Here is a 25,097-nt window from a genome sequence, read left to right on the forward strand (position 1 = left end):
ACACATTTACCGATAGACCGCCCAGCCCGGCGACCGCGATATCACTCAATCGAAGTGGAGCCAAAACAACTTGGAATCGTCGTCCCGAAAGAAGTGCGTATAGACACCGGCCGCCGTAGGCGGCCGGAGAGTCAGCGCGGTGTCCGGGTTAGGAAGTGGAGGTTGCCAGGGCCGTTCGCAGCGGTGGTCCGGGGCTGGTCGTTCTCCACCTCCAGGACGTGGATGATCCGGGCCATCTGGGCGGCTTCCTTCTTGAGCTGCTGGTGCTTGGCCCACAGCTCGCTATGACGGCGCTTGAGATCGTCATCCTTGGCCTGGCGCTGGGCAGGGATGGCCGGCCGTTCCAGGGTCTTGACCAGCGCGTAGAACAGATCCTTCAACCCGGTGTGCTTGTGGGTGAGCTTGTTGCGCCGCAGTCCCGCTCCCTCGGCCAGGGACTTGACGGTCAGCTGGCCGTCGGAACGCAGGGGCGCCCCGACGAACAGTCGGATCATCGCCTCGGTGATCGCCTGGATCTCCTGGGCGTCGACAGGCTTGGCGGTCGGGGACACCTCGGCGCTCTGGGCCCTGAGGGTTCCGATGACCCGGGCGATGTCGGCGGCCAGACCCTTCGGGCTGGCGCCGGCGTCATCGGCGGTCTGCAGATCGGGCTGGGTCACGTCCGGTCTCCGGTCGTCGGGGCGGGGTGGATGCGCGTGCGCTCGTGCTTGTCGATGATCTCGGCGAGCGTCGCACGTCGTTGTTCGAGGCGTCGGGTGATCGGCAGGGGGTTGAGGCCTTCAGCGCACTCGGCGTTGATCTCGGTGATCTCCGCCTTTGCGCGCTCGATGTGGGTGTCGGTGCGGGCGATGTTCGGGCAGGCGGCCTGGCACCGGTCGTGGCTCGGTGTGCGCTGGACGGGTTCCCCGCCGGGCCGCTCGCGCTGGCGCAGCGCGGCGTAGGGGGCGAAGTTGCAGGCCAGCAGGGAGCGCTCATGCTCGAACACCTGGAGCTTCGGATTGGTCCGGATCGCCTTCAGCTGGCGCGTGGTCACAAACGCACCGGCGTACTTGTTCCCGTACTCGCTCACCGCCGCCAGATACCGCTCGGCGGCCGGACCGCTGACGCCCTCGCCCGAGGAGAGGCGGTCGGACGCCTCGGCGAGGGAGTCGGCCATCGCCAGGCCCTGCTCGAAGTTCAGGATCTGGAGCGTGTCGGCCTTGGAGCGGCCAGCGTACGACTCTCCCATGGTGCTCTCGACATGGCCGTACTGGACTCCGAGCGCGATCCGGCCGCCGGGGCGGTGGTAGATGAACCACGCGACCGTTCTTCTGAACCGCACCAGGACCACCGCGCCGTCCAGGTCCTCGGGGATGAACTCGTGCGGGCGGTCGTGGAGCTGGGACTGCTCGTTCGCCCACGAGATGAACTTGGCGATCCACGCGGTCACCATGTCCTGACTCGCGACCGGAACGCGGATCTCCACCGGTTTCGGCTTCGTCGTGAGGCTGTGGGGAAGCAGAAAACGCTCGTCAGTCAGCTCTTCCAGGACGGCGAGGGCCTGGTGGACCGGCTCGATCACGATCCACGGGTCCTCGCGGATCTCCCTGCCCGCCTGGGTGTTGCCGTCCTTGTCGCGGACGCCGCTGAAGTGCCGCCCGGTAATCTTGTACCGGACCGTGCCGTCCTCGCGCTCCTCCGTGGACCGGCAGCCGCGTTCCAGGTGAAGAGCCTCTTCCGGGCGCGTTCCGGACAGGTAGCTGATCACCACGAGTGCGGCAGCAGCCAGGCAGATCGCGAGATCGGGTACCTGCGCGAAGTCAATCTTCTCGGTCCACGAGTGGTCGCCGATCTTCGCGGTGACCGGGATGTCGAGCGGGGCCCCGTGGCCGAACAGGTGCGGCGGGAACTCCTCCGCGCGGTCGCGGACGAAGGTGCTCACCTGGGCCGGTGCCACTTCCAGCAGCCCGGCCAGGTACTGGGCGGCGACCGGCAGTCTGCCCACCCCCGGCGTCACGGTGGGATCGGCACCCCGCAGGCCGAACCTCGGTTCGAGCTCCCGGCGAGCGTCGGTCGGGATCTTCTGGCCGCTGTCCACCAGCTGCCCCAAGTACTCCCTGATCGTGGCCCGGCCGCCCTTGACCGCCTCAGGGACCATCCGTGCCAGCAGGCGCTTTCGCTCGCGCACGGCGGCGAGGATGTCGGGGGCCAGTTCGGTGACCATGCGGATCGCCCAGACCAGCAGCGGCGACATGACCGCCGGATGGATGACCGGGGTGCTGGCCTCGCCCCCGGTCGATGCGCGCTCGCCCAGGTATTCCGCGTGGCTGGCGCCCTCGTCCTCCCACGGCGGCATCGGGATCCGGTCCTGCGGCAGGAGGTAGGGGGCGTATGCCCACAACCTGTAAACAGAAGTCCGAGTACGGCACCATCGCGTCCTCGAACCGCGCCTTGCCGAGCCAGGAGTCGGCGGCTCCTTCGGGGCCCTCGTGGCCGGTCTGCCGGTAGTGCACGGTCAGCTCGTACCGGGGCCTGGCAACGTCGAACGCCCGGTTGTAGATGACGCAGCGGCGGCCGTGCAGCACTGCGGCGAGCTTGTCGAGGACGGCCCCGAACGAGGGCGCCGTGGCCACCTCGGCGTCCGTGATCTTGTGCATATCGGTCGCATCAGGTGGGATCGGCTCGCCCGGGTTGATGAGCGTGTCCACCAGGACGTCACCGGCCGCGCCGGTGACCCCGAGGTCGACGATGCGGGCCTCGTCGTGCAGGCCCGTGGTCTCCATATCCAAGATGGCCGTGTCCGGATCGGCGAGAATGTCCCGCGCCCACTCCTCGAGCGCCTCGACCTCGCGCCGCCGGGCTTCGACGGCACGCTCTTCGGCCTCCCGCCGCTCACGTTCCCGCTCGGCCCGTTCCTGCTCGTCCCGCTCGGCGCAGGGCGAGCACCAGCGCGGCCCGCGCCACGTCCCGGCGGCGACCTCCTCATCCGTCGCGGTCACCTTGTGGCAGTCCCGGCCGGGGCACGTGCGCCGCCACACCACCAGCGGCTCCTCCTCGAGCTGGCGGCGGATCACACGGTGCAGCCAGCACGGCACGCACTCGCCGCGCCTGCCCTTCAGGCTCGCCGACACCGGATGCGGCGTGGGGGACACTCGACGGCACCACATGCAGGTACGCCGCTGGAGTTCAAGCCGCTGCTGCTGCTCCCGGTCCGCACACTCCTGGCACATTCGGTGCACCACGTAGCCGCGGACCTGTCCGCACTCCGGGCACGTGCGCTGAGCCGTCATCGCTGCCTGCTGCTTCGCCGACAAGGGCCGCATCTCTGCCGCATCGGCCGGGTCGTACAGAGGGAAATGGCCCCATCCGTGGCCCCGCCGGTACTTCCGCAGCAGCGCCACCGGCTGCTGACCCTCGGCCGGCTTCAGGCGCTGCTCCTTCAGCTGAGTCATCGTGCGCAGACGGTCCGGCACTTCCCCCGCCTTGTAAACGGAAACCAGTGGGTTCGTGGAATCTGAAGGTGGTCGATGAGCGAACCCGCTGGTGATCTGAGGTGTAGCCACCGGGTGGAGGGTGAGTTCAGGACCGTTCGTCTGCGACCTGGGAGGCCGACGGGCTTCCACCGCGCTGGGTCGTAGGGTCTCGTGCATGCAAGCAAATAGTTCTCTGGAGCCCCGTTCTCTCCTGATCAACGGCACTGTCGGCGTCGGCAAGACGTCGGTGGCTGAGAGCGTGGGCGGCCTTCTCGCCGGTGCGGGGATACCGAATGCCGTTATCGACCTCGACTGGCTGCGCCAGTCTTGGCCAGCGCCGTCGGGAGACCGCTTCAACTTCGGCATGATGTTGCGGAACCTGCGCAGCATGGCTGGCAACTACCTCGCTGCGGGGGCGGCTCGGCTGGTCCTCGCCGGTGTGATCGAGGATTTGGATGAGCGAAAGCTGTGTGGTGATGCGGTCGGCACTGAGCTTTCGGTGTGCCGGCTCCAGGTCGATTTGTCTGTCAACCACCAGCGACTCATACGGCGCCACGAGAACGAGCCCGAAGCGTTGCGATGGCACTTGGCCAGGGCCAGCGAGCTGGGTGGGATCCTCGACCAAGCAGCAGTCGATGACTTCAGCGTTGATGCCACCACGCGCTCGGTTGGCGAGGTCGCAGCCGATGTGATCAAGAAGGTCGGCTGGCTGTGACGCAGCTGCTATGCCTGCGTCGGATCGATGGCGAAGCGTTCGGGGTGGGCGGTGCGGACGTAGTGGATTGCGGTGTAGGAGGTGATCCCGAACAAGCGCATCAGCCTGACTGGGTCGGCGGTCTCCCGTGCTTCGTCCAGGAACCGGTCTTGCCGCAGCTGGGTGAAGTTGATGCCGATGCGGTCGCGGAGCGATTTGAAGTTGGAGATTCCCACGGACGGGCGGTCGATGTGCAGTGCTGTGAGAGGACTGACGATTAGGTAGGGGTTGGTGCTCAGGGGCCATCTGCGGTGTCGTTCGGTCAGCCATTCCTTGACGAGTTGCAGAGCGAACTCGTCAAGGCAGATCTCGTGATCGAGCCGGTTTGGCCTGCGGATTCGTAGTCGTCCTGTGGACCGGTCAAGGTCGTCGAGGAGGATTTCGGCGACTTGCTTGGGGCGAACCGTGTAGACGGCCATCAGGACCAGGGCGAGTCGGTCCTTGGTGCCGCCGGCCTGGTTGAGCATGCCTTTGAGTCGATCCGCCGGGATGGGTCGGGGGACCCTGACTGGGGTGGTCAGATGCACGTTTCTGGCCGGATCGCGGAAGATTCGACGCTCGCGTCGCAGGGCTCGGAACAGCGAAGGCAGTGAGGTGAACACCGAATAGTTGGCAGCCGCTGCCTTCACTTCCTGCTCGGTCACTTCGCTCAGCGAGGCGAGATGCTCCCAGGTGCCGAGGACGGACACGACGTGAAGGGTGTAGCCGCGGATCGTGGCCCAGCGCATTGGCGGCGAGGGGCGTTTGCCGCCGCCGCGGAGCACGGCTATCCAGCTGTGGAGATCCGCCTGGAACTGGGGCGGCGCCTGGTTCACCCATCGGCGAACCGATGCCTCGTGGGTGCCGACAGTGTCCGAGTCGACCACCAGCATGCCCTTGGCCTGCAAGAACCCGGCGACCCGGACGGTGTTGTAGTACGGGGAGAGATCACCGACGCCCACGACGTCCCGCTCGAGGATCGGAGTTCCGGTGCCGAGCCAGGCCAGCAGAACCCGCAGGGTGCGAAGACTCTTCTTGCGCGTGGCACTCGACCATGCCTGGTCTCGGGCAAGCTGGTCGAGCTCGCCGATGATCGCCTGCCCTGGTTCGCTGATCTTCAGCAGGCCCGGGTCCTGGATGGCCTTCCAATTCCTCTCCGGAGCCGGGAAGAGTTCGAGTTGAGCGGGATCGATCAAGTGCTCGGGCCAGTAACGGAGCTCTGACCGGCGCTGTTGAGCCTGCCGGTCCCGTGCGTTGTTGAGGTCGCGGCCCGTCTTGTTGACGTAGATGTCGATGTCCCCGCCGAACCACAACTGGTCAGGGACCGGGGCGTCGGCCAGGGTCTGCTCCAGCTCGACGACGCGGCAGCGACGACAGCGTCCCAGGGAGAGAGGCAGCGTCCGATGGCAGCGTCGGCAGGTGCCCTTCTCGCTGGACAGTCGCCAGTTCTTGCAGGCGGAGCACAGTTTCGCGGTGGTTCCTGACCAGGACAGGCAGTGTTCGCAGCTGACGGCCGGCGAGTGAGGGTGAAGCGCGAGGTGCCACCGGTTCGGGCGTCGCCGCAACAGACCCGCACGACGGAAGATTTCCACCAAGGGTCCGCGTAGTTGCGGTAGTTGGGCGATGTCCTGTTCGCTCACCAGGGACTGGTCGGCATCCCGCGCGGCAAGCGCGAGGCGGGCCATGTGGAGGGCGAGCCTTTCCCATGCGTCGCTCAGGTTCCGCTCGGCCGTCATCTGCGCGATGACGGCGGCCAGGGTGGGCAGTTCCGGGAATTCCCGGTCCATGATCCGCTGCGCGTGGTCCACCCTCAGCGTCCGTGGCGGCGACGGCCAGGACAGCTGACCGTGTACCTGTGTCGGACAGATCCGTGGATCGTCGCGGACGGCCGGCGCCTGTGGATCCGGCGACCAGGGACGCCAGTGGCCGTCCGGAATGGGCAGCTCAGGGAAGCGGAAAACCCGCTGACGCCAGTGCATCGCGTCCTGGCCTCAGTTGGGCGGAAGGCCGCGCAGACCACGACCCGTTCCCGGGATCGGCCGGACCGCAGAACCGCGGTCGGGCCGGGTGCCTGCCACCCTGCGTTCCTCACGCTCCCGGGATGCGAGGTGCGGCTCGGGCTCGGCCTGCATCAGGTCCGCAACGGTGCAGTCCAGAGCCGCACAGATCTTGTCCAGATCCTCCAGCCTCACCGTCACGGGCTTCCCGCTCCACAACGCCGCGACCTTGCTCAACGAGGGGGTGAAGCCCACCTCGGCCAGAACGGTCTGCAACTGGGTCGGGCGCCAGATGTCGCGCTGGGCGGCGACCATCCGCAGATTCCATTTCACCCTCATGCCTCCATGCTCAAACGTCGCACTGCCCGGCGCGCGGACTGCAAACTCGCCAATTCGGGGTCGGCCTGGACGGTCGAGAGGTAGCCGACCGTCGTACTGGCCCAGATATGGCCGAGGGCTGTTCCAGAAACGCGAAGTAGCTGTCGAGCTTGGTCAGCTTGCTCCGTACCGTCGAACGGGCTCGGCGCCCCGGGCCCGTGTAGAACCGGTCCACATGCCGCGGGGTGAGCCGCCACGGCACCAGGTCGTAGAAGGAACACAGCTCCAGAATCGGCCTGACCAGGTTCTCCAAGGTTGTGGGAGCAAGACCGGCGACATCGCGGGCCCACAGATACTCCGACACGGTTTCCAGATAGAAGCCCTGTTCATCGATGGCATCACTCTGTGCAGCAGCCCGCCGCTGGAGTATCTGGACATCGGCCAGACCCCGGTCCTCGGCCTCGGTCGAGCCCTGCGCGTCGCTGTCCTCTGGCTGCCCGGTCAGCAGGGTCAGACGGCGGCGACTTCCTGAATCCTGCATGGCATCGCAAGTTACTGGCCGTACTCGCAGAATCTGCCAGTTACTGCGAACACCTCACACGTACGGATGAAGCTCGATAGGAGGACTCCTACCTCCCCACTTGCACTCTTCGGCAGGCACATCGCGAAGGAACCCGCGTGAACTCCAATTGGCAGACTGGCTGGCTCGGTGGACGTGGTCACGAAAACCTCCACGGGGCGAGGTTGAAGAGGCGTGATACCAGGACACACCACAGCACTGACAGCGGTAGGGCGCTCGGGAGCGGCGCACGGTCAGGTGCTGGCCGGAACAGCCTGAAGTGCGGGGTCGCAGGGATGGGGCACTGCTAGGGTCCTGACCATGTCCAGTCAACAGCAGCCAGGATGGAACAACGCTGGTCAAGGGGGATCTGCTGGGTACGGCCCCGCCCCGTATGGCGCCCAGCAGCCGTACCAGCCATATCCGGCCGGCGCCGCGGGCCCGGGCGGGCACGACCTTCAGCCGGCGGCGATGCCGGGGACGGTCCGGGCTGCGCAGGTGCTGTTCTTTGTGATGGGTGGGCTCGGTCTGCTCGCCTTGGTGCTCGCCATCGTGGCGGGCAAAGCGGAGGCAGCCGGCTCGATCACCGTCACCTCTCTCCCGGCGTTCGTGGGCCTGGTCAGCGCTCTGCGGTTCCCCAAGAGGAAGCCCAGCTCACGAGGTACGGCGATCATCATCGCTTCGCTGATGATTGTCGTCGGGTTCGGCACCGCAGGGCAGGGGCAACCGGCCGGGCTGATCCTGTGCGCGGTCGGTGTAACGATCATTATCCTGCTCTCTCAGCGGCAGTCCGGTCACTGGTTCGGCCGCCCGGTCCGCCCCTGACAGGCAGGAACTCGCCCGGAAGAGCAGATGCTCTCGTGACGATCGGTGCGGGTCGGGCGCCGGGCCGATCTGCCGATGCCGCGACCGGGCCATGTGCTTTCGCTGTCAGCGATCCGGTCGAGCTGCATCTCACCACCATGTGCACTCGTGACGCGGCTCGACCGTCTGGCTACAGGTGCCTCAGGCACCGGGCCGGGACAGCGGGTGTTGGCGTCAGCGGGCCGGTGTGTAGTGATCCGACCGTCGTGGCAACCGGAAGCGAGGTCGGCAAGAGCGGCTACTTCGCCTGGGTCTGCCGCCAGTTGCCAGCGGGCCTTCACCACGACCCATTCCTGGAGGTACCGGCAGCGGGCTCCGGGATCGGTGGGCAGCCACTCACGGGGGTCCTGGTCGGCTTTGGATCGGTTCTCCCGGGCGGTTACCGCGGCCAGGGACCTGATGTCGCCGAGATCATTTGCGTAGTCCTGGCGCTCCTGCGCCGACCAGTCCGAGGCCTCACTGTCCCATGCCTCGGCCAACGGGACCATGTGATCAATGTCCAGGCCCCGGGCGCTCGGGACATCCGTGTCGTCGTAGTACGAGTGCCACATGCCGCCGCGCGGTCGACCAGGCCGTGCGCCTGGACGGCGTAGCCGCCAGTGATGACCAGGGGGTAGGGGGTGCCGATGGCCAGGACGTCGGAGAGGAGCCGGCGGTGAAGGCCGCTGAGGTTCACGCTGCGGCTGCCGGGCGAGCCGAAGCCAGCTCGGGGAAAGCCTCTTCCCACACGTCGCGGATGGCGCGGCTGATCAGCGTGCGCAGGACGGGCCACTTGGCGATCAAGAGGTCCTGGTTCAGCAGGGCGATCAGGTCATCGTGCTGCCCTTCAGCCAGCACCGTGCGGTACATGCTCATCCGCGACCGCGGTCGGCCCAGATCGAACCGCGTCACACCCGACCACGCCACATGCAGCGGCAGCTGGACGGAGCCATGCGCCGGCCCGGCCAGCTCGCCGAGCGCGTCGGGAAGCCTTCGCACATAGCGCTGCCGCAACACCTGGGCAGCGGACGGTGACGGCTCAGCGGCAGGCATGGCGGACATGGCACCAGTATGAGCGATGAGCACGTGGTTCGTGGCAGAGGGAACCGGGCGACTGGGATGGCCGGGATGTCGATGCTGGTCGTCGAGCTCCGCCTGGAGGCCCGTGAGATCTGCGACGAGGAGCCCAGGGAGGAGAGGATCAGGCTGGGGATTCGGTGACCTGGGTGGGACGTAGGGCTTGTCCTCCGGCCGATCACGCGTCTCGTTAAGGTGTCCTCGCGGGAGAGGGTCGATGGGTGGCGTGGAGATGAGCCGAGCCGAGGCGGTTGCGCTCGCGCAACGGATCATGGATGCGGACTACGCCTCCGAAGAGGAGGCGGACAGCTGGCTGGACCTGCTCGACAGGACCCTGGCATGCCCGACTGGGTACGTCAGCAGCTTGATCTTCTGGCCGCCGCCGGACCGAGAGCTCTCGGCCGATGAAGTAGTCGATCAGGCCCTGGCATATCAGCCGATCGCCTTGTGAGGCCCTGGTTCAGCCCCCTGATGCAGATGAACGAGGGTGCGGTGGAGCGCGCGGGAGCACCAGCGTGCTCACCATCCCACCGGCCCGCCACTCTGAGCCCCACCTCGAGGCCACCGTCTTTCTGAAGGTCTGCGGGATGGTGCCTCTCCGCCCACCCGCTCGGCATCATCCGTCTCTGTCCAGAACCCGAGCAGCTCACGCTCCACCCGTGTTTGCGCGGCCTCGGGCGACAGCGGCCCGGGGCAGGGCCTGCGCCCCTTCCGCGACCCGGACGCGATCGAAGACGCCGATGCGGAGTGACGGGCGGCGTCATCGTGGTGGGCCGCTGTCGGCCGCCGGGCCCGGTGTCTGGGAGCGGGCCTTGGGGTGTGGGTGGGAAAGCCGCAGGAATGCGGTGGCGTGGGGCGCGGTGGGGGCGAGGGTGTAGGTGACGATGGTGAGGCCGGGGTCGGCAGGGACTTCGAGGGCGTCGTAGTCGAGGTCGAGATCGCCGACGCCGGGGTGGTGGAAGCGCTGCTGACCGCTGCGGTAGTACTCGACGTCGTGGGCGTCCCAGCGCTGGGCGAATTCTTCGCTGCAGGTAGTGAGTTCGTCGATGAGGTCGGCGAGGTCGGTGTCGGCGGGGGTGCGCGCGGCTTCGGTGCGCAAGCTGCCGACCGCGTCGTGGGCAATGCCCTCCCAGTCTCGGTAGAAGCGTCGGGCGCGGGGGTCGCGGAAGACGAAGCGGGCCAGGTTGGGCGGCTGCTCGTCGCTGTCGAGGGCCTCTGTGTACAGGGCGCGGGCGAGAGCGTTGGTGGCGAGGATGTCCAGGTGGGCGTTGCGGACGAAGGCGGCAGCCCCGGTCATGGCGTCGAGGATCTGCTGGAGGTTGGGCCGTACGTGGCTGGCGCCGCCGTCGCGGTCGGGTACGCGGTGGGGGTTGTTGGCGGCGCGGACCAGTGCGGCGAGGTGGGCGCGTTCGACGTCGTTCAGGCGCAGGGCGTGGCTGAGGGCGTCGAGGATGTCCTCGGAGACGCCTTGGACGTTGCCGCGCTCGATGCGGGTGTAGTACTCGACGCTGATGGCGGCGAGCTGGGCGACCTCTGAGCGTCGCAGCCCGGAGACCTGCCGCCGCCCGCCGAAGTCGGGCAGGCCGGCCTCCTTGGGCGTGATGCGGGCACGGCGGCTGGTGAGGAAGGTGCGGATGTCTTCGCGGACGGTGTCGGCTGGCACCGCTCCAGCGTAGGCCGGTGCCGTTTGCGGGGGTCCCTGCCAGTACCCCTCCTAGCAAGGACTCCCAGGTCAGAGGCGGTGCGTGGTTCTGTAGATGTGTGCCCGGACCGGCTGGCCCGGCACGTTCCACCCACCGGAGAGGATCACGCCCCGCCATGACCGTCAGCGCTTCCTTGCGCCGCTCACCGGAGGTCGGCACGGCTGACAGAGGCCGGCACGCCACGGCGACACTGGCCGCCACTGTGCTGGGGTTCTTCGTGATCACCCTGGACGCGACGATCGTGAACGTCGCTCTGCCCTCGATCCGTGAAGCGCTGGGCGGCGGGCTCACCGGCCTACAGTGGGTCGTCGACGGCTACACGCTGATGTTCGCCGCCCTGCTGCTGTCCGCGGGCGCCCTGTCGGACCGGATCGGTGCGCGCAAGGCGTTCGCCGGCGGCCTGGTCCTGTTCGTTCTCGCCTCGCTGGCGTGCGGGCTGGCCCCGTCGCTTCCGGTCCTCATCGCCGCCCGGGTGGTGCAGGGAATCGGCGCGGCCGTGACCATGCCGACCTCGATGGCTCTGGTCCGTCACGCCTTCCCCGACCCGGCCCGCCGGGCCCGTGCGGTGGGCGTGTGGGCCATGGGCGGCGCCGTGGCCGCGGCCACGGGCCCGGTGCTCGGCGGAGTGCTGAGCCTGGCCTCCTGGCGGATGATCTTCTTCATCAATCTGCCGGTCGGCCTGCTCACCCTGGCCCTGCTCGCCCGCAGCCCCCAGTCCCCGACCCGCCCGGCGCCATTCGATTGGATCGGGCAGATCACCGGCATCCTCGCGATGGGCGGGCTGACCTTCGGCGCGATCGAGGCCGGCGAGGCCGGGCTCACCGCCCCGAAGGTGCTGATCTCGCTCGGCGTCGCGGTCGTGGCGCTGGCTGCGTTCGTGCTGACGCAGGCCAAGGTGGCACACCCGATGGTGCCGCTGTCCCTGTTCCGTATCCCCACGGTGGTGATCGCCACCGGGATCGGCTTCGCGTTCATGGTCGGCTTCTACGGGCTGCCGTTCGTCTTCAGCGTCGACTTCCAGCAGCAGCACGGACTGTCCGCGCTGGGAGCCGGGATCGCGTTTTTGCCGATGATGCTGCTGGGTGCCTGCCTGACCCCGTTCTCCTCCCGGATCGCGGAGCGCCCCGGTCCCCGGGTGCCGGTCATCGCCGGTCTGGTGCTGATCGCGGCCGGATCGATCGCCCTGGCCGTGCTGCCGGCCTCGGCACCGGTGTGGGCCAGCGCCCTGCTGCTGATCCCTGTAGGCATGGGCGGGCCGCTGGTGATGCCGCCGACCACCGCGGTGCTGCTGGAGCACGTGCCGGCCGAGCAGACCGGCACCGCCAGCGGGGTGTTCAACACCAGCCGTCAGATCGGCGGCGCCCTGGCCGTGGCCGTCTTCGGCGCACTGATCTCCGGCACGGCCGGCTTCCAGCACGGCCTGCGCCTCAGCCTCACCCTGGCCGCCGTCGTCGCCCTGGCCGCGGCGCTGGCCACCCCCCGCATGGCCGCCGGCAGGCACGGCAGCTGATCCCACCCCCTACCGACCACCGACCACGGGACAGTCCGGCACAACCCGTAGCTCACCGCCCCGCCGCCTCGGGGCCCGACGTAAGGAGCCATCCATGTCCGACAACACCGAGCAGCCCTCGGGTGCAGCGAAGATGTTCGGCGACTTCGCCCCGCAACTGGTGCACTTCACCGACGACGTCCTGTTCGGCGAGGTGTGGGAGCGTCCCGGCCTCAATCCCCGCGACCGCTCGCTGATCACCGTGGCGAGCCTGGTCACCGGCGGCAGCACCGAACAGCTGCGCCACCACCTGGGGCGCGCCAAGGACAACGGCGTCACCGAAGCGCAGCTGATCGAGGCCATCACCCACCTCGCCTTCTACACCGGCTGGCCTCGCGCCATGTCCGCCATGGCCGTCGCCAAAGACCTCTTCACCCGCTGACCCACCCCTACCTCGTTCAGGAGCCACCCAATGGAACTGCGCACGCGTCCCGCCACCGCCAAGCTGCCCGAGAAGATGTTCACCGGCGACGCCTGGGCCGACGTCATCTATCGCGGCGAGGAGCCCTCCAGGACGCGGGCCAACGCGGTGCACTTCGCACCGGGCGCCCGCACCGCCTGGCACTCCCACGGCATCGGCCAAACCCTCTACATCGTCGAGGGCATCGCCCTGATCCAGTCCCGCGGCGGCAAGATCTTCGAAGCCCACCCGGGCCAGGTGATCTGGACCCCGCCGGGCGAGGAGCACTGGCACGGCGCCGCCCCCGACCACTTCATGACCCACATCGCCCTGTGGGAAGGCGATGACGTCGACTGGCTCGACCACGTCACCGACGCCGAATACGCCGGCCCCCGTACCCGCGAACTCTGACCCCTTCCCGAACGACAGCAAGGAGCACCCCGCCATGCGTGGAGCCATCCTGTACGGGCCAAAGGATGTCCGCGTCGAGGAACGCGACACCCCTCGAATCCTCAAGCCCACCGACGCCGTGATCCGCACCTTCGCCACCTGCGTGTGTGGCTCGGACCTGTGGGACTACCGCGGCATCAACCCCGCCCAGGACCCTGCCCCCGTCGGCCACGAATACGTCGGCATCGTCGAAGAGGTCGGTGACAACGTCACCACCGTGCGGCCGGGCCAGTTCGTCGTCGGCTCCTTCTTCGCCAGCGACGGCACCTGCGTGAACTGCCGAAACGGCTACCCCAGCAACTGCCTCAACCGCGAGTTCGTCGGCGGCTGCCAGGCCGAGTACATCCGCATCCCGTGGGCCGACGGCACCCTGGTCGCCACGCCCGAGCTGCCCACCGAAGCCCAGGTGCCCGACCTGCTGGCCTGCTCCGACGTCATGGGCACCGGTTGGTGGGCCACCGTCGCCGCAGGTGTGCAGCGCGGCGACACCGTCGCGGTCGTCGGAGACGGAGCCGTCGGGCTGTCCGCCGTCCTCGCCGCACGCGAGCTCGGCGCTGAACGCATCATCGCCATGTCCCGCCACGAGAGCCGCCAGAAGCTCGCCGTCGAATTCGGCGCCACCGACATCGTCGCCGAACGCGGCGACGAGGGCGTGGCCCGCATCAAGGACATGACCGGCGGAATCGGCGCCGACCGCGTCCTGGAATGCGTCGGCACCGACCAGTCCACCCATCAGGCCCTGAACTCCACCCGGCCCGGTGGCGGTGTGGGCATCGCCGGAGTCCCCCACGGCGTCCAGATCGACGGCACCGCCCTGTTCTACTCCCACGTCGCCGTTCAGGGCGGCCCTGCCCCGGTACGCCGCTTCCTGCCCGACCTCATCGACCGCGTCATGACCGGCCGCATCAACCCCGGCCGCGTCTTCGACCTCACCCTGCCCCTCGACCAGGCCGCCGAAGGCTACAAAGCGATGGACGAACGCCGCGCCATCAAGACTCTCCTCCGCCCCTGACCACCACCGGAGGCAAGAACCCCTCCCCGCGGTCCGCCGAGGTTTGGTCGGTGGGACCGCAGGGCCCCACCGACCGCCAGTTCCTTCAAAAAACCTTTGTTTTCTGAAGATCGCTCTGAGAGGCCGCCCGGATCCCGCAGAGCCTTCAAAAACCTGGGTCATTCAGTAACCCCGAACCGCCGTTTTCTGACACGATTCGGGGCCATGACCGCCATCGAACCGGCCGAGCCGGGCCTCCTCGTCGCCGAACCACTCGTCCGCACCGAGATCCAGATCGGGTACGCGCGAGTCTCGACCAGCGGGCAGAAGCTGGAGCGGCAGCTCGACGCGCTCACCGCCGCCGGGTGCCGGAAGATCTTCGCGGACAAGAAGTCCGGCAAGAACGCACTCCGCCCCGAACTGAAGGCGTGCCACGCCTTCCTCGACCCCGGCGACACCCTCGTCGTCCCGAGTCTGGACCGCTACGGCCGCAGCCTCCAGGATCTCATCAACATGGTCGCCGAACTGCGCGAGCGTGGGATCGGCTTCACGTCGCTGCACGAGAACCTGGACACCACCACCCCCGGCGGCCGGCTCGTCTTCCACGTCTTCGCCGCGCTGGCCGAGTTCATCCGCGAGCTCATCGTCATCGGCACCAACGAGGGCCTGGCCGCCGCCCGCGAGCGCGGCCGGGTCGGCGGGCGCCCGAGCGTCGCCACCGAGGAAGTCATCCGCGCCGCACGCGATCTGCTGCCTGACCCCGGCCGCTCGATCACCTCGATCGCCAAGCTGCTGGGCGTCTCCCCAAGCACCCTCTACAACCACATCCCGGACCTGCGCGAGCTGCGCGCTGGCGCCGTTCCCCGTCAGCTCGGAGCGCCGACGAGGTAAGCCAATCTCAACATGATCAATCTCAGCGGCACTTTCTGTACCGCAACTACTCACACCCGTAGAGGCCCGCGAGTTCGCGAAAACTGAAGGGATCTCGGCGGGAACCCGAGGGTCTGTCGCCATGCCTCGCGACGTCGGATCCGTGGGTTCGTGGTGAAGTCGCGAGGCCAGCGCGACGGCAGCGGGTGGACTGAGCCAGGTTGGGCCCCGCAGTCACGACTGGTCGGGGTGGTTGAGACGCACCGTCTCTGCGCCGAATGGTAGGTGCGTGACTCGGCTGGAGAGGAGCCAGGTGTCCTCGACCTTCCGGAATGTGTCCTCGTAGTGGCCCACGTTCGCGGGGAGCCTCGGGAGCACCATGCCATCGGTATAGCCGTCGACCCGGTAAGTGGCGAAGTAGGAGGTGGCGGTGGCCGCCAACGCGGAATTCACCGTAACCAGGATGTTCGTAGACATGCGACGTGACAGCCGGTCCATGGGGCGCGAACCGAAGTAGCTGCGGAGCGCCTCACGCCCCTCCACTCTGCGGTCGCCGTGAGGCCACTCCCACAACCCGTCAGGGGTGAAGAGGTCCGCGACACTGCTCGGATCTCCCAGGTCAAGGCGGCGCGCGAACTCGACGATCAGACGCTCGCAGGCTCGCTCGGCGAAGAGACGTTCCATCGAGTCAAGGGCTTCAGTTGACATCTTCAATGGCTACCAGCCCTCCATGGGGCACCGCGATAGCATTTTGGCTCGTGATTCCCCTGGCCCGTGAACGCGAGACCGTCTTCGACGTGGCACGGCAGTCAGAGCCGCTCGGCGGATCGCTCCAGAAGCGCTCGTGCGGAGTCCGCGTAGCGCATCGCGGTCTTCTCATCGAGCCCGAACACCTCGGCGAGGTGGAGCGGATCGGGCCCTGTGCCGCTCGAAAAGTCATCGCTGCATGTCATGCCGCGTATCTGTACTCGTTGATGAGGCCGCCGAGGATCCGGGTGCGCAGGACTTTGCCGGTGCTGAGGCCATGCGCCGGTTGTTCGTGGACATCGGGTGGTAGCTGGTTACGGGCCTGGTGGGGCCGGTGTTCGTTGTAGTGCCGCTCGTAGGCCACGAGGACGTGGCGGGCGTGGGCCTCGTTCATGATGAGGACGTGATCGAGGGCTTCGCGTCGGATGCTGCCGATGATGCGTTCGCAATGCGCGTTCATGCGGGGAGCCTGTGGCGCACTTTTGAGGATGTCCATCTCCTCGGCTGCAAAGACGGCGTCGAACGCTTCGCTGTACTTGCCATCGCGGTCGCGTAATAAGAAGTGCAGGGACTCGATGCGTATGCCCAGGTCGGCGGTGAGATTCCGCGCCTGCTGCGCCGCCCAGTCCCGTGTCGGGCGGGCGGTGACCCCGGTGATGTGCAGCCGCCAGGTGCCGTGCTCGAGGAACACCAGCGCATACAACCGCCTGCCGAGGGCGGTGTCGATGTGAAAGAAGTCTGCCGCGATGATGCCCTCAGCTTGCGCGGTCAGGAACTCGCTCCAGGTCGGGCCTGAGCGACGTGGAGCAGGGTCGATACCGGCCACGTTGAGGATCTCCCAGACCGTCGAGGCGGCGACTCGATACCCGAGTCGGGCCAGCTCCCCTTGGATCCGCCGGTGCCCCACGTCGGATTCTCCCTCGCCAGCCGCAGGACGAGCTTCTTGATCGCTGCCGGGGTGGGCGGGCGGCCGGTGTCCCGGCGCGCGGTGTAATCCCACTTCGCGGCGATCAACCTGCGGTGCCAAGCAAGCAGGGTGCCGGGGGTGACAGGGAAGATCTCGCGCCACTGACGCCGGGGTATCAGCCCGGACAGGGCGGCGAACCAGAACCGGTCGGCAGGCTCATAACGGACCGGTCCGGCCAACTGGCGACGCAGGACCGCGTTCTCGTGCCGCAGCACCAGCAGTTCCGCCTCCTTCGCCGTCCCGCGACGCAGGAGCACCGATGGAACAGTCAGCAGCTTCCGGGTCACCTTGTACAACAAGGACACGATCACGGAGGACATGATCCCAGCGGACTGACCGCATCCAGCTCACCTGCGGCGATGACTTTTCGAGCGGCACAGGATACGCACAGTCCGCGCCGAATGCACCGAGCGACTCCTCATCACCGGTGAACGGCACCTGCGTACGGTCCTGACCAGGTACGCCGAGCACTACAACGCCGGACGAGCCCACCGCAGCCTGAGCCTACGGGCGCCGAACAATGCTCCGAACGTCATCACCCTGCCCGCCGCCACGGTCAGGCGCCGCCAGGTACTCGGCGGACTGCTCAACGAGTACCACCCGACGCCACCCCGGCCGCCTCGCCGTCCGCAGGAAACACCCAGCTCAGCAGCCGGATCGGAATATTGACACCCCTCAGCCATACCGTTCACTCGCTTGGCACACTATTTACCCCGACAAGGCCTCGCACGGCCGTTTCATTACGGCGCTCCAGAGCCGGATACGGCGCTCACGCCCTGGGAGTGCCCCATCTGCCGGCAAACGCCAAGGGGCTTTACCGCTCCTTGGTGCAGGCCGCCTACGGCGACCAGGATGCCCGCGTGCCCACCGCCTGCGGAAACCGACCCGGAGAGATCACCGGCAGCCCCCCGTTCCCCGGTCGCATGGGGAGCGCGGCTCCGTGCTCCCACCCCGGAAGGGGGTCGGGAGCCGACAAGGGGCCTTATGCCTCTCGATGCACAGAGCATCCGAAATCAATAGGGTGACGCCAGGGGCCTACGGTTGACGATGGCGCGCAGGGGCTCGGTACGGCGCGATAGGTGTACCGGATCGGGTGACGGACGAATCGGGCACCGTTGACACGTCTGCGAGTTGGGAGCACGAGGGCTCCCAGAGGGCTCCCACTCGCTCCCTGCCCGGAAATGGTTAAGGCCGCCTCCGCTACCCGCGGAAACGGCCTTCGACCTGCGAAAACGCTGGTCGGGACGACAGGATTTGAACCTGCGACCCCTTGACCCCCAGCGGCGTGGCAACTCTCCTCTTATACCCCAGTTTAAGACTCTGCGATCCTGTCGCGCCGTCAAGCTCCATACGTAGCCATACGCTGCAGAGTTGCTCCCGTAGGCCGTGGCCGGCGAGTGTGCGGGGCGGGGCGACGCCTGTGGGGAGGTAGCCCACTTGACCGCCGACCTGGACGAAGTGTGACTGCCGGCCCTACGGCAGACCGACGGGTGGTCCCTCACCTCACCGACAGCGACCTGCTCGTCATCGCCGAGCGGGTCGCGGGCAGGTACGCGCTGGAGGTTGCGGGCAATCGTCTGTCTCGCAGCGCGCTTCTCTTGCTCAGGCCCAGCGCTTCAGGAACTCGATCGCAGCGGAGTCGACCTCCGCGGGCTTCGAGGCACTCAGGAAGTGCTGCCCGTCCGCAATGACCTCGCAGCGTGCCTCGGGGGAGCTGGTGAACATCCGGATCTCCTCTTGGGCGTTGGCCACGGAGTACACCTGGTCCGCGGTACCGTGCAGCCACAGGACGGGGCTGCGGACCTCGTCGAGCCTGCCGTAGAGCCCGTCGCGGTCGCGCAGGTTCACCGTGCTGACACGCAGCCGGTGCCGCCCGGCTTCACCGGCGTAGTTCTCGCGGTAGTGGGCGAGCCAGAAGTCGCGTTCCCCGGCCGAAAGGCCACCCATGGCCGCGTCGAACGTGTCGTCCACGAACTTTTCCGGCACGACCCAGTCCTCGCCGACAGGGTCGGCGAGGGCGTCGATGACCGGCGTGCAGAACTCATCCCCGTCCCAGCACCCCAGCTCGCGGCTGCGCGGGCTCTCGAAGTCCATCGAGGTGCCCAGCAGGATCAGCCCCTTCACCACGTCCGGGGCGAACAGCGCCATGCGGGCCGCCACCCAGCCACCCTGGGACGTCCCCATCACGAAAGCCTCGCGAATTCCCAGGGCCGTGAGGGCCTGGAGGTTCGCGATCGCGCTGTCCCAGTAGGTGAAGTGCTGGTACGAGGCCCTCGTACGGCCGTGCCCGTAGGGCTCCAGAGCAAGCAGATTGGCTGCGGACCCCAGGGCCGGGTCGGCGAACTGCGGCCGGTACAGCTCGGCCGAGGTGGTGTACGAGTTGATAAGGACCAGCGTCGGCCGCGTCGGGTCGTACGGCTTGCCGAAGGTGCAACCGATGCTCGACCCGCCGAGGTGGGGGATTTCGACGGTCTTCCGGATTGTGCTCATGGACAACTCCTCAATCTGTAAGGGAAAACATTTCTGGGGACGCGCATCGAAGCGGAGGGCCGGAGCCCGGTGGCTCCAGGCAGGTGCCGGCACGACCACTGAGCCGATGAGCACCACCGCGGACGGCACAGGCAACGGCCTGGCTCCAGATCGTCAGACCGGGACGGTGACCGCAAGACCGAAGACAGCGGTGAACGTCGATCCGGGCCACCACGGAGTTGGTGTAGGCCATCGACACGAACCAACTGGAGAACGGCCGCTCCCCCTACCGCGTAATTGCTGAACGTCGTGACATCACGCCGCCGTTTGGACCTGCAGAACGAGGACGATCAAAACGAAGAAGCCGCCGAGCATGCCGAAGGTGACCGACATCAGTCCAGCACCCCCCGCCGCTCCTCCACGAGCCACAGTCCATACGTCACCGCAATGGCTACTGCCGACGCCGCAAGCAAATACCAGATCGACGCCGGAACCACTGCGATCAAAACATGGTTCCGGGAAAGCGGGATGTCGGCCGGGGCAACAAGGCGACTGCAAAAACCAGCGTGAAAAGCACCGCGAACAGTGCACCGGACCGCAGCTCTCCTGACGATCGATGATCGGCACCTGTACTTTTCATGGAACGCACCTCGCAGATTTGGAAACTTTCACGATCTTGACGGCGAGTTTAAGCACAGCCTCTGCTCTGGTGGCATCAGTCAACTGACGTATCTGACCGAGTCGAGCAGCAACTCAAGCGAGAACTGGGCTTTGGGCCAACTTCGTACTGGGATTGTCTTCGTCTCATTGGCCGTTGGTCTCTACGCTATCGTCGGGGCCAGCATGTTCGCCAACGGTCTCGCCTGGATCTGGGGCCGCCTGACCGCCTTAGCTGGACAAGTCCTGCTGTCCCTCGTACTCGCCGAACGAGCCCCTATGCCTCGCACGCGCTATCCGAGCGGACAACCTTGCAGCATCGATCCCCCCAGAACGGCGTGGGATATCCGTCGGGGTAAAAGTAACGTACCGGGCAAGAGTGATATAATTTCTTTGCAGGGTCTTACGTCGACACCCTGAGGGGACAATGGGTGGCACTATGAGTGTGGATGGGCGACGCCCACAAACCGCAGAGGCCATCAGTCGGTCGGGGCGAGCTAGGCTTCGTCTGCTAAGCGTCGCGCGTGACAGCCTGAGCGGCACCGCGCCGTTTACTGTCACTTTTGGACAGGTGGCCGCCAAACTCGGCGGCGCCCTGGGCGGCATGATCCATCTGCGCGATCCGCGCCAGGTCGGGATCCACCTGGTGGCGAGCGTCGGGCATCCCCTGCCCATGGGATGGGAGACGCTCACCGAAGAGGACAGCGCGGCACCCGTGTCATGTCTGCGCTACGGAACTTCCGTCTGGACACCACCGCCACCCGGCGTCTTTCAGTGGCCGCACTCGCCGTCGTCCCCGCAGCCCCCTTCCAGTGCCCCCCGGCGCCGGCACGCTTCCGCGTGGAAGCGGTGTGGCGTCAGTGCCCTTGATCACGGCCGACGGGAGGCTCTGGTAGCGCTGTCCGTACCGGCGGGCACGCATGGTGATCTCGACAGCACACAGCACGACTTCCTGCGGTTGGTCGCCGACTGGGTCGCCGAGCATCTGCCTTCCGCCCGCCCCGCCGCCACGAATGCCGGGCAGGAGGTGGAGGCGGTCGGCCGAGACGCCCTCGGCGGCGCCGCTTGGCAGAGATGAACGACGGCGTTCTCATCCTCGACCCGCACGCACGGCTCACCTTCGCAAACGCCGCGGCCCTGTCGTTGCTCGGCGCCACCGCCGAGGAGGTGCTGGGGGCCGTGCTGTGGGACCACCCGGTGATCCGCGACACTGGGATGGCGGACTACTGCCACGGGCGGGTCGCGGCCACCGGCGCACCGGCCGGCTTCGACACCCGGTGGCCCGGCCGGTCGGGCTGGTATCACCTGCGCCTCGATCCCTTTCCCGACGGAATGGTCATCCACGTCACGGACATCACCGAACGCCGGACGCAGAAGGCCGAGCGGTCGGCGGCCGAGCGCACCGTGGCGGACCAGGTCATGCGCATGGGGGAACTCACCTCGGCGCTCGCCAAGGCGCTGACCGTCCAGGATGTCATTAAGGCGGTCGCCGACCGGATGCTTCCGCCGTTCGGCGCGACCGGCCTGATCTGCCAGCTAATCGAGAACGAGCAGCTACGCATGGTCGGTTCGGTCGGGTATCCGGAGGAGTTCCTCAAAATCGTCCGGACGGTACCAGTCTCGAAGATGTCCGCCCTCGTCGAGGTGCTCAGCTCCGGCTCCCCGATCTTCCTGTCTACTCCGCAGGAGTACGCCGAACACCACCCGGATGCCGTCAGCTACCTCTACAGGAGTGGGAAGCAGGCGTGGGCCTTTCTCCCTCTGATCGCCTCCGACCAGCAAATCGGCTACTGCGTGGTGTCCTTCAGCGCCCCCCGCCACTTCTCGGAGAAGGACCGTTCCCTGCTCATCGCCCTGAGCGGGCTGGTCGCCCAGGCGCTGGAGCGGGCCCGGCTATACGACGCCGAGCACACCCGCGCCCAGGAGCTCCAACGTGGACTGCTTCCCCGAAGGCTGCCCGTCGTGCCGGCCGTCTCCGCGGCCGCCCGCTATCTGCCCGCCGCCGAGGGCGGGCAGGTCGGTGGCGACTGGTACGATCTCGTCCCTCTGTCCGGGGAGCGGGTCGCCCTCGTCATCGGCGACGTCATGGGCCATGGGCTGTCCGAGGCCGTGACGATGGGCCGACTACGCACGGCCGTCCGCACCCTCGCCGATCTCGAGCTTCCGCCCGATGAACTTCTCGCCCACCTCAACGATCTGGTCAGCGACCTCGGCGATGACTTCTACGCCACTTGCTTGTACGCGGTCTATGACCCGACCACCAACCTCTGCACCTTCGCGAACGCCGGGCACCCACCGCTCGCCGTCGTCCAACCCAACGGCACCAACCAGTTCCTCGACGTCAGTGCCGACCCACCGCTCGGCGCTGCCATCCCGCCCTTCGAGACCCATACCGTCCACGTCCCCGACGACAGTCTCCTCGTGCTGTACACCGACGGCCTGATCGAATGTTCAACCGATGACATCGACGACGGCATGGCATGCCTCACAGAGGCCCTTACCTGCGCCGCCGTATCCCCCTCGGCCCAGCCCGGACCAGCCATGGCCGCGTCCATCACCACGACTCTCCGTGATCTCGACCGCCTGTGCGACGCCATCGTCAGCACTTTGTTGCCGGAGCAGGCCGAGGCCCCGGACGACGCCGCGCTGCTCATCGCCCGCGTGCAGTCGCTACCCCCCGACAAGGTGGCTTCCTGGACGCTCCCGGATGGCCCCATCGCCGCTGGTGAAGCCCGCCACCGTGTCACCCACCAGCTGTCCGCATGGAATCTCGACGCGCTTTCGATGACAACAGAGCTTCTGGCCAGCGAGTTGGTCGGGAACGTCGTCCGGCACGCCAAGGGCCCTATGACACTGCGCCTGCTGCACGGCCGGACACTGATCTGTGAGGTCTCCGACAGCAGCCTCACCACCCCGCGGATTCGCCGCGCCGCCGACACTGACGAGGGAGGCCGCGGATTGCAACTGGTCGCCGCACTGTCCCAACGGTGGGGCACGCGTTTCACGGCGACGGGCAAGTGCATCTGGACGGAGCAGACACTCCCCAAGATCTGACCGACCCAGAGTCCGCCTCATCTGAACCTCGACTCGGGCCTGCCCGGGAGTGCGTGGCCACTGCCCGCACCAGCGCAGGAGCTGCTCGAAGGTTCCGGCGTTGACGACGAACTTCCGCTGGCCGATCTTGTGGCCTGCCGCGTCGACGGCGACGGTGTGAGAGGACTTGTGAGGGTCGACGCCGATGGTGATCACGTACGTCCTGACCTGGTGCTCGGTGGAGCAGAAGTGTGCGGTGGGCGCACCCTGACTTAAAGTTGCGGTCACACACGTTCATGCCTCCTTCGAGCCACACCGCGCAGGTGCCGGACAGCGGCGGCACGCAAATCATGAGCCAGCCTGGCTCATTGGGCGGCAAGGAGCTATGCGAGCCAGTGCCGTCCAGCACCTGGACGCTACGGCTGCAGACCGAGCGTCTGGGATCGATTCAACAAGTCAGGAGCTGCGAACGCCTTCGGTCGGATCTTGAGTAGGACCACACTGGCGAGGTCGCCCGGGAGAACAGAGCCTCATCGCACGACCGGACTGGTGGCCCGGATCTGGGTGGGTGCGGACATCGGCAAGACCCATCACCACTGCGTGGTGTTGAACGCGGAGGGCGAACGGCTGTAGTGGCGGCGCGTGTTGAACGACGAGCCGGAGCTACTGGCCCTACTCGCCGACATCCTGGCCCACTATCAGAGCAGGCTACTCCCGCGCACTTGCGTTCGGCTATCGCGGAAGCAGCGTGTACTTCGTTGAAAGGAATTCGTTGATACCTTCGAAGCCACCTTCGCGGCCGATGCCCGATTGCTTGATGCCACCAAATGGTGCTGCGGCGTTCGACACAAGACCCGTGTTGAGACCCATCATTCCGGTTTCAAGCTCCTCGATCATGCGGTGCCCGCGGTGAATGTTCTCGGTGAACACGTAGCTCACGAGTCCGTACTCGGTGTCATTCGCGATTTTGACGGCCTCGCCCTCGGTGGAGAACCGGATGATCCCGAGTACCGGCCCGAAGATCTCTTCGCGCATCATCGCGGACTGCGAGCTGAGCTTGTCGAGCACGGTCGGCTGAAAAAAGTTGCCTCGGCCCTCGATCGCTGCGCCGCCGGTCACGACCACTGCACCGGTGTCGACTGCGTCCTTGACGAGTCGAGCGGTCTTGGCGACGGCCCTCTCGTCGACGAGCGCACCGATGTCGATGCCTTCTTCCGCGCCGCGACCGATCGTCATCTCGGCGACCTTCTCGCCGACGCGACGGGCGAACTCGTCTGCGACTGACTCATGCACGATGATGCGGTTGGCCGCCGTGCAGGCCTGACCGATATTGCGGAACTTCGCCAGCAGCACACCCTCGACCGCGCGATCAAGATCCGCATCCTCGAATACGAGGAACGGCGCGTTGCCACCAAGCTCCATAGAGGTGCGCAGCACGCTTGGTGCCGCCGCAGCGAGCAGCATCTTGCCGACCGGGGTGGAACCGGTGAAGCTCAGCTTACGAAGGCGTGGATCCGAAAGCAGCCGTTGGGATTGTGCGCTTGGATTTGAGGTCGGTACCACGTTCACGACACCGGCGGGCAGGCCCGCCTCCGCAAGCAGCTGCGCGAAGAAGATCGTGGTCAGCGGAGTGAGTTCAGCTGGTTTGATGACCACGGTGCAGCCCGCGGCAAGCGCAGGCGCTATCTTGCGGGTCGCCATGGCGAGCGGGAAGTTCCACGGGGTTATGAAGTAGCACGGTCCCACCGGAATATGGGAAACGACCATGGTGCCACTACCTTCGGGGTTCTCTCGATAGTCGCCGCGCACGCGAACGGCTTCCTCTGAAAACCAGCGAAGGAATTCACCTCCGTAGTTGACCTCCCCGCGCGCCTCTGCGATCGGTTTGCCCATCTCAATGCTCATGAGCAACGCAAAGTCTTCCTTGTGCGCCATCAACAGATCGAACGCACGACGAAGGGTGTTCGAGCGCTCACGAGCTGCGGTGGCCGCCCAGCTGTCCTGCGCAGCCACCGCGGCATCAAGTGCACGCACCGCGTCTTCAGCAGTGGCGTCGGCGACCGACTTGATGATCTCACCGGTCGCGGGGTCCAGGATGTCGAACCTCTCCCCCGAACTTGCGGGCTCCCAGGTTCCGGCGATGCCGAGACCGTCCTGAACGCGGTCGATCAGCTCCTGCTCATGAGGTGTCAGTGCCATGGTTCTCAAGTCCTTTCCGGTTGGGCTCAGGTGTTGGTCTCGAGTGCTTCGGCGACGATCCGCAAGCCCTCGTGCAGCAGTTC

General features: G+C 67.1%; 25 protein-coding genes and 2 pseudogenes. 13 read left to right on the forward strand and 14 right to left on the reverse strand.

The window, feature by feature from the left end; all coding sequences use genetic code 11:
* Window positions 1-131: 131 nt before the first annotated feature.
* From AS97_RS11320 to AS97_RS11330, 3 genes are read right to left on the reverse strand one after another with little or no spacing between them, the layout of a single operon-like run.
* On the reverse strand, window positions 132-659 hold the full coding sequence (locus AS97_RS11320; RefSeq protein ID WP_059149504.1) for a hypothetical protein: 528 nt from the start codon (window positions 657-659) through the stop codon (window positions 132-134).
* A complete protein-coding gene (locus AS97_RS11325; RefSeq protein WP_086706273.1) occupies window positions 656-2,233 on the reverse strand; it encodes a hypothetical protein in 1,578 nt (525 codons plus the stop codon). The genes AS97_RS11320 and AS97_RS11325 overlap by 4 nt, the downstream gene beginning before the upstream one ends.
* Window positions 2,127-3,431, reverse strand: a complete 1,305-nt coding sequence (locus tag AS97_RS11330; protein ID WP_161500332.1) for a 3'-5' exonuclease — start codon at window positions 3,429-3,431, stop codon at window positions 2,127-2,129. Before AS97_RS11330 ends, AS97_RS11325 begins: the two co-directional genes overlap by 107 nt.
* A gap of 196 nt (window positions 3,432-3,627) precedes the next feature.
* Here AS97_RS11330 and AS97_RS11335 point away from each other — a divergent pair, with 196 nt between their 5' ends.
* Complete coding sequence (locus AS97_RS11335) at window positions 3,628-4,167, forward strand: hypothetical protein (RefSeq protein ID WP_063805059.1); 540 nt, start codon at window positions 3,628-3,630, stop codon at window positions 4,165-4,167.
* A gap of 8 nt (window positions 4,168-4,175) precedes the next feature.
* On the opposite strand, the gene AS97_RS11340 is transcribed toward AS97_RS11335, so the two are convergent.
* From AS97_RS11340 to AS97_RS11350, 3 genes are all read right to left on the reverse strand, one after another.
* On the reverse strand, window positions 4,176-5,993 hold the full coding sequence (locus tag AS97_RS11340) for a hypothetical protein (RefSeq protein WP_086706276.1): 1,818 nt from the start codon (window positions 5,991-5,993) through the stop codon (window positions 4,176-4,178).
* A 183-nt stretch (window positions 5,994-6,176) separates the two neighbouring features.
* Window positions 6,177-6,515, reverse strand: a complete 339-nt coding sequence (locus tag AS97_RS11345) for a helix-turn-helix transcriptional regulator (RefSeq protein ID WP_201724401.1) — start codon at window positions 6,513-6,515, stop codon at window positions 6,177-6,179.
* 16 nt (window positions 6,516-6,531) lie between these two features.
* Window positions 6,532-7,041: a hypothetical protein gene (locus tag AS97_RS11350; RefSeq protein ID WP_143670160.1), complete on the reverse strand. Its 510-nt coding sequence runs from the start codon at window positions 7,039-7,041 to the stop codon at window positions 6,532-6,534.
* Window positions 7,042-7,557: 516 nt separating this feature from the next.
* Between AS97_RS11350 and AS97_RS11355 the strand changes: the two genes are divergently transcribed.
* Window positions 7,558-7,884, forward strand: a complete 327-nt coding sequence (locus AS97_RS11355; RefSeq protein WP_143670161.1) for a hypothetical protein — start codon at window positions 7,558-7,560, stop codon at window positions 7,882-7,884.
* On the opposite strand, the gene AS97_RS48950 is transcribed toward AS97_RS11355, so the two are convergent.
* Entirely contained in the window at window positions 7,854-8,474 is a 621-nt protein-coding gene (locus AS97_RS48950; RefSeq protein ID WP_210564840.1) for an HNH endonuclease family protein, read from the reverse strand. The genes AS97_RS11355 and AS97_RS48950 overlap by 31 nt on opposite strands.
* Before the next feature lie 121 nt (window positions 8,475-8,595).
* Entirely contained in the window at window positions 8,596-8,955 is a 360-nt protein-coding gene (locus tag AS97_RS11365) for a hypothetical protein (protein WP_086706309.1), read from the reverse strand.
* An 18-nt stretch (window positions 8,956-8,973) separates the two neighbouring features.
* Between AS97_RS11365 and AS97_RS11370 the strand changes: the two genes are divergently transcribed.
* Both AS97_RS11370 and AS97_RS11375 read left to right on the forward strand, forming a co-directional pair.
* Window positions 8,974-9,123, forward strand: coding sequence for a hypothetical protein (locus tag AS97_RS11370; protein ID WP_156107870.1), 150 nt, complete (start codon window positions 8,974-8,976; stop codon window positions 9,121-9,123).
* A 73-nt stretch (window positions 9,124-9,196) separates the two neighbouring features.
* Window positions 9,197-9,430 (forward strand): bacteriocin immunity protein, encoded by a 234-nt coding sequence (locus AS97_RS11375; protein ID WP_059149512.1) that lies wholly within the window; start codon window positions 9,197-9,199, stop codon window positions 9,428-9,430.
* A 309-nt stretch (window positions 9,431-9,739) separates the two neighbouring features.
* On the opposite strand, the gene AS97_RS11380 is transcribed toward AS97_RS11375, so the two are convergent.
* Window positions 9,740-10,642: a helix-turn-helix transcriptional regulator gene (locus tag AS97_RS11380; RefSeq protein ID WP_086706281.1), complete on the reverse strand. Its 903-nt coding sequence runs from the start codon at window positions 10,640-10,642 to the stop codon at window positions 9,740-9,742.
* A gap of 155 nt (window positions 10,643-10,797) precedes the next feature.
* On the opposite strand from AS97_RS11380, the gene AS97_RS11385 reads away from it, so the two are divergent.
* From AS97_RS11385 to AS97_RS11405, 5 genes are all read left to right on the forward strand, one after another.
* A complete protein-coding gene (locus AS97_RS11385; RefSeq protein WP_210564841.1) occupies window positions 10,798-12,192 on the forward strand; it encodes an MFS transporter in 1,395 nt (464 codons plus the stop codon).
* Window positions 12,193-12,286: 94 nt separating this feature from the next.
* The gene (locus AS97_RS11390; RefSeq protein WP_059149514.1) at window positions 12,287-12,613 is read left to right on the forward strand and encodes a carboxymuconolactone decarboxylase family protein; all 327 of its coding nucleotides are present in this window, start codon (window positions 12,287-12,289) and stop codon (window positions 12,611-12,613) included.
* Between the two features lie 30 nt (window positions 12,614-12,643).
* Window positions 12,644-13,042, forward strand: a complete 399-nt coding sequence (locus AS97_RS11395; RefSeq protein ID WP_086706283.1) for a cupin domain-containing protein — start codon at window positions 12,644-12,646, stop codon at window positions 13,040-13,042.
* Between the two features lie 34 nt (window positions 13,043-13,076).
* Window positions 13,077-14,093: a zinc-dependent alcohol dehydrogenase family protein gene (locus AS97_RS11400; RefSeq protein WP_086706284.1), complete on the forward strand. Its 1,017-nt coding sequence runs from the start codon at window positions 13,077-13,079 to the stop codon at window positions 14,091-14,093.
* A gap of 204 nt (window positions 14,094-14,297) precedes the next feature.
* Window positions 14,298-14,963, forward strand: a complete 666-nt coding sequence (locus AS97_RS11405; protein WP_086706286.1) for a recombinase family protein — start codon at window positions 14,298-14,300, stop codon at window positions 14,961-14,963.
* 213 nt (window positions 14,964-15,176) lie between these two features.
* Here the strand turns inward: AS97_RS11405 and AS97_RS11410 are convergent, their stop codons facing one another.
* The 4 genes and pseudogenes from AS97_RS11410 to AS97_RS11425 form a co-directional block, all read right to left on the reverse strand.
* Window positions 15,177-15,650, reverse strand: a complete 474-nt coding sequence (locus tag AS97_RS11410; RefSeq protein ID WP_059149518.1) for a nuclear transport factor 2 family protein — start codon at window positions 15,648-15,650, stop codon at window positions 15,177-15,179.
* A gap of 101 nt (window positions 15,651-15,751) precedes the next feature.
* Complete coding sequence (locus AS97_RS11415; protein WP_156107872.1) at window positions 15,752-15,895, reverse strand: hypothetical protein; 144 nt, start codon at window positions 15,893-15,895, stop codon at window positions 15,752-15,754.
* Window positions 15,892-16,967 (reverse strand): annotated as a pseudogene (locus tag AS97_RS11420) (integrase core domain-containing protein). Before AS97_RS11420 ends, AS97_RS11415 begins: the two are co-directional and overlap by 4 nt.
* Before the next feature lie 1,291 nt (window positions 16,968-18,258).
* A complete protein-coding gene (locus tag AS97_RS11425; RefSeq protein ID WP_210564842.1) occupies window positions 18,259-19,146 on the reverse strand; it encodes an alpha/beta hydrolase in 888 nt (295 codons plus the stop codon).
* A 306-nt stretch (window positions 19,147-19,452) separates the two neighbouring features.
* On the opposite strand from AS97_RS11425, the gene AS97_RS11430 reads away from it, so the two are divergent.
* The 4 genes and pseudogenes from AS97_RS11430 to AS97_RS47265 all read left to right on the forward strand — a co-directional run.
* Entirely contained in the window at window positions 19,453-19,695 is a 243-nt protein-coding gene (locus tag AS97_RS11430; protein ID WP_210564843.1) for a hypothetical protein, read from the forward strand.
* Window positions 19,696-20,353: 658 nt separating this feature from the next.
* Window positions 20,354-20,860, forward strand: coding sequence for a hypothetical protein (locus AS97_RS11435; RefSeq protein ID WP_125757809.1), 507 nt, complete (start codon window positions 20,354-20,356; stop codon window positions 20,858-20,860).
* Window positions 20,857-22,836 carry a SpoIIE family protein phosphatase gene (locus AS97_RS11440; RefSeq protein ID WP_210564844.1) on the forward strand — a complete coding sequence of 660 codons (1,980 nt, stop codon included), beginning with the start codon at window positions 20,857-20,859 and terminating at the stop codon, window positions 22,834-22,836. Before AS97_RS11435 ends, AS97_RS11440 begins: the two co-directional genes overlap by 4 nt.
* A 528-nt stretch (window positions 22,837-23,364) precedes the next feature.
* A pseudogene (locus AS97_RS47265) lies at window positions 23,365-23,508 on the forward strand (transposase); the annotation flags it as partial.
* 39 nt (window positions 23,509-23,547) lie between these two features.
* Here the strand turns inward: AS97_RS47265 and AS97_RS11445 are convergent.
* Window positions 23,548-25,014, reverse strand: coding sequence for an NAD-dependent succinate-semialdehyde dehydrogenase (locus AS97_RS11445; protein ID WP_125757805.1), 1,467 nt, complete (start codon window positions 25,012-25,014; stop codon window positions 23,548-23,550).
* Window positions 25,015-25,097 lie beyond the last annotated feature (83 nt).

It is taken from the genome of Streptomyces sp. AgN23 (assembly GCF_001598115.1).
GTDB lineage: Bacteria > Actinomycetota > Actinomycetes > Streptomycetales > Streptomycetaceae > Streptomyces > Streptomyces antimycoticus.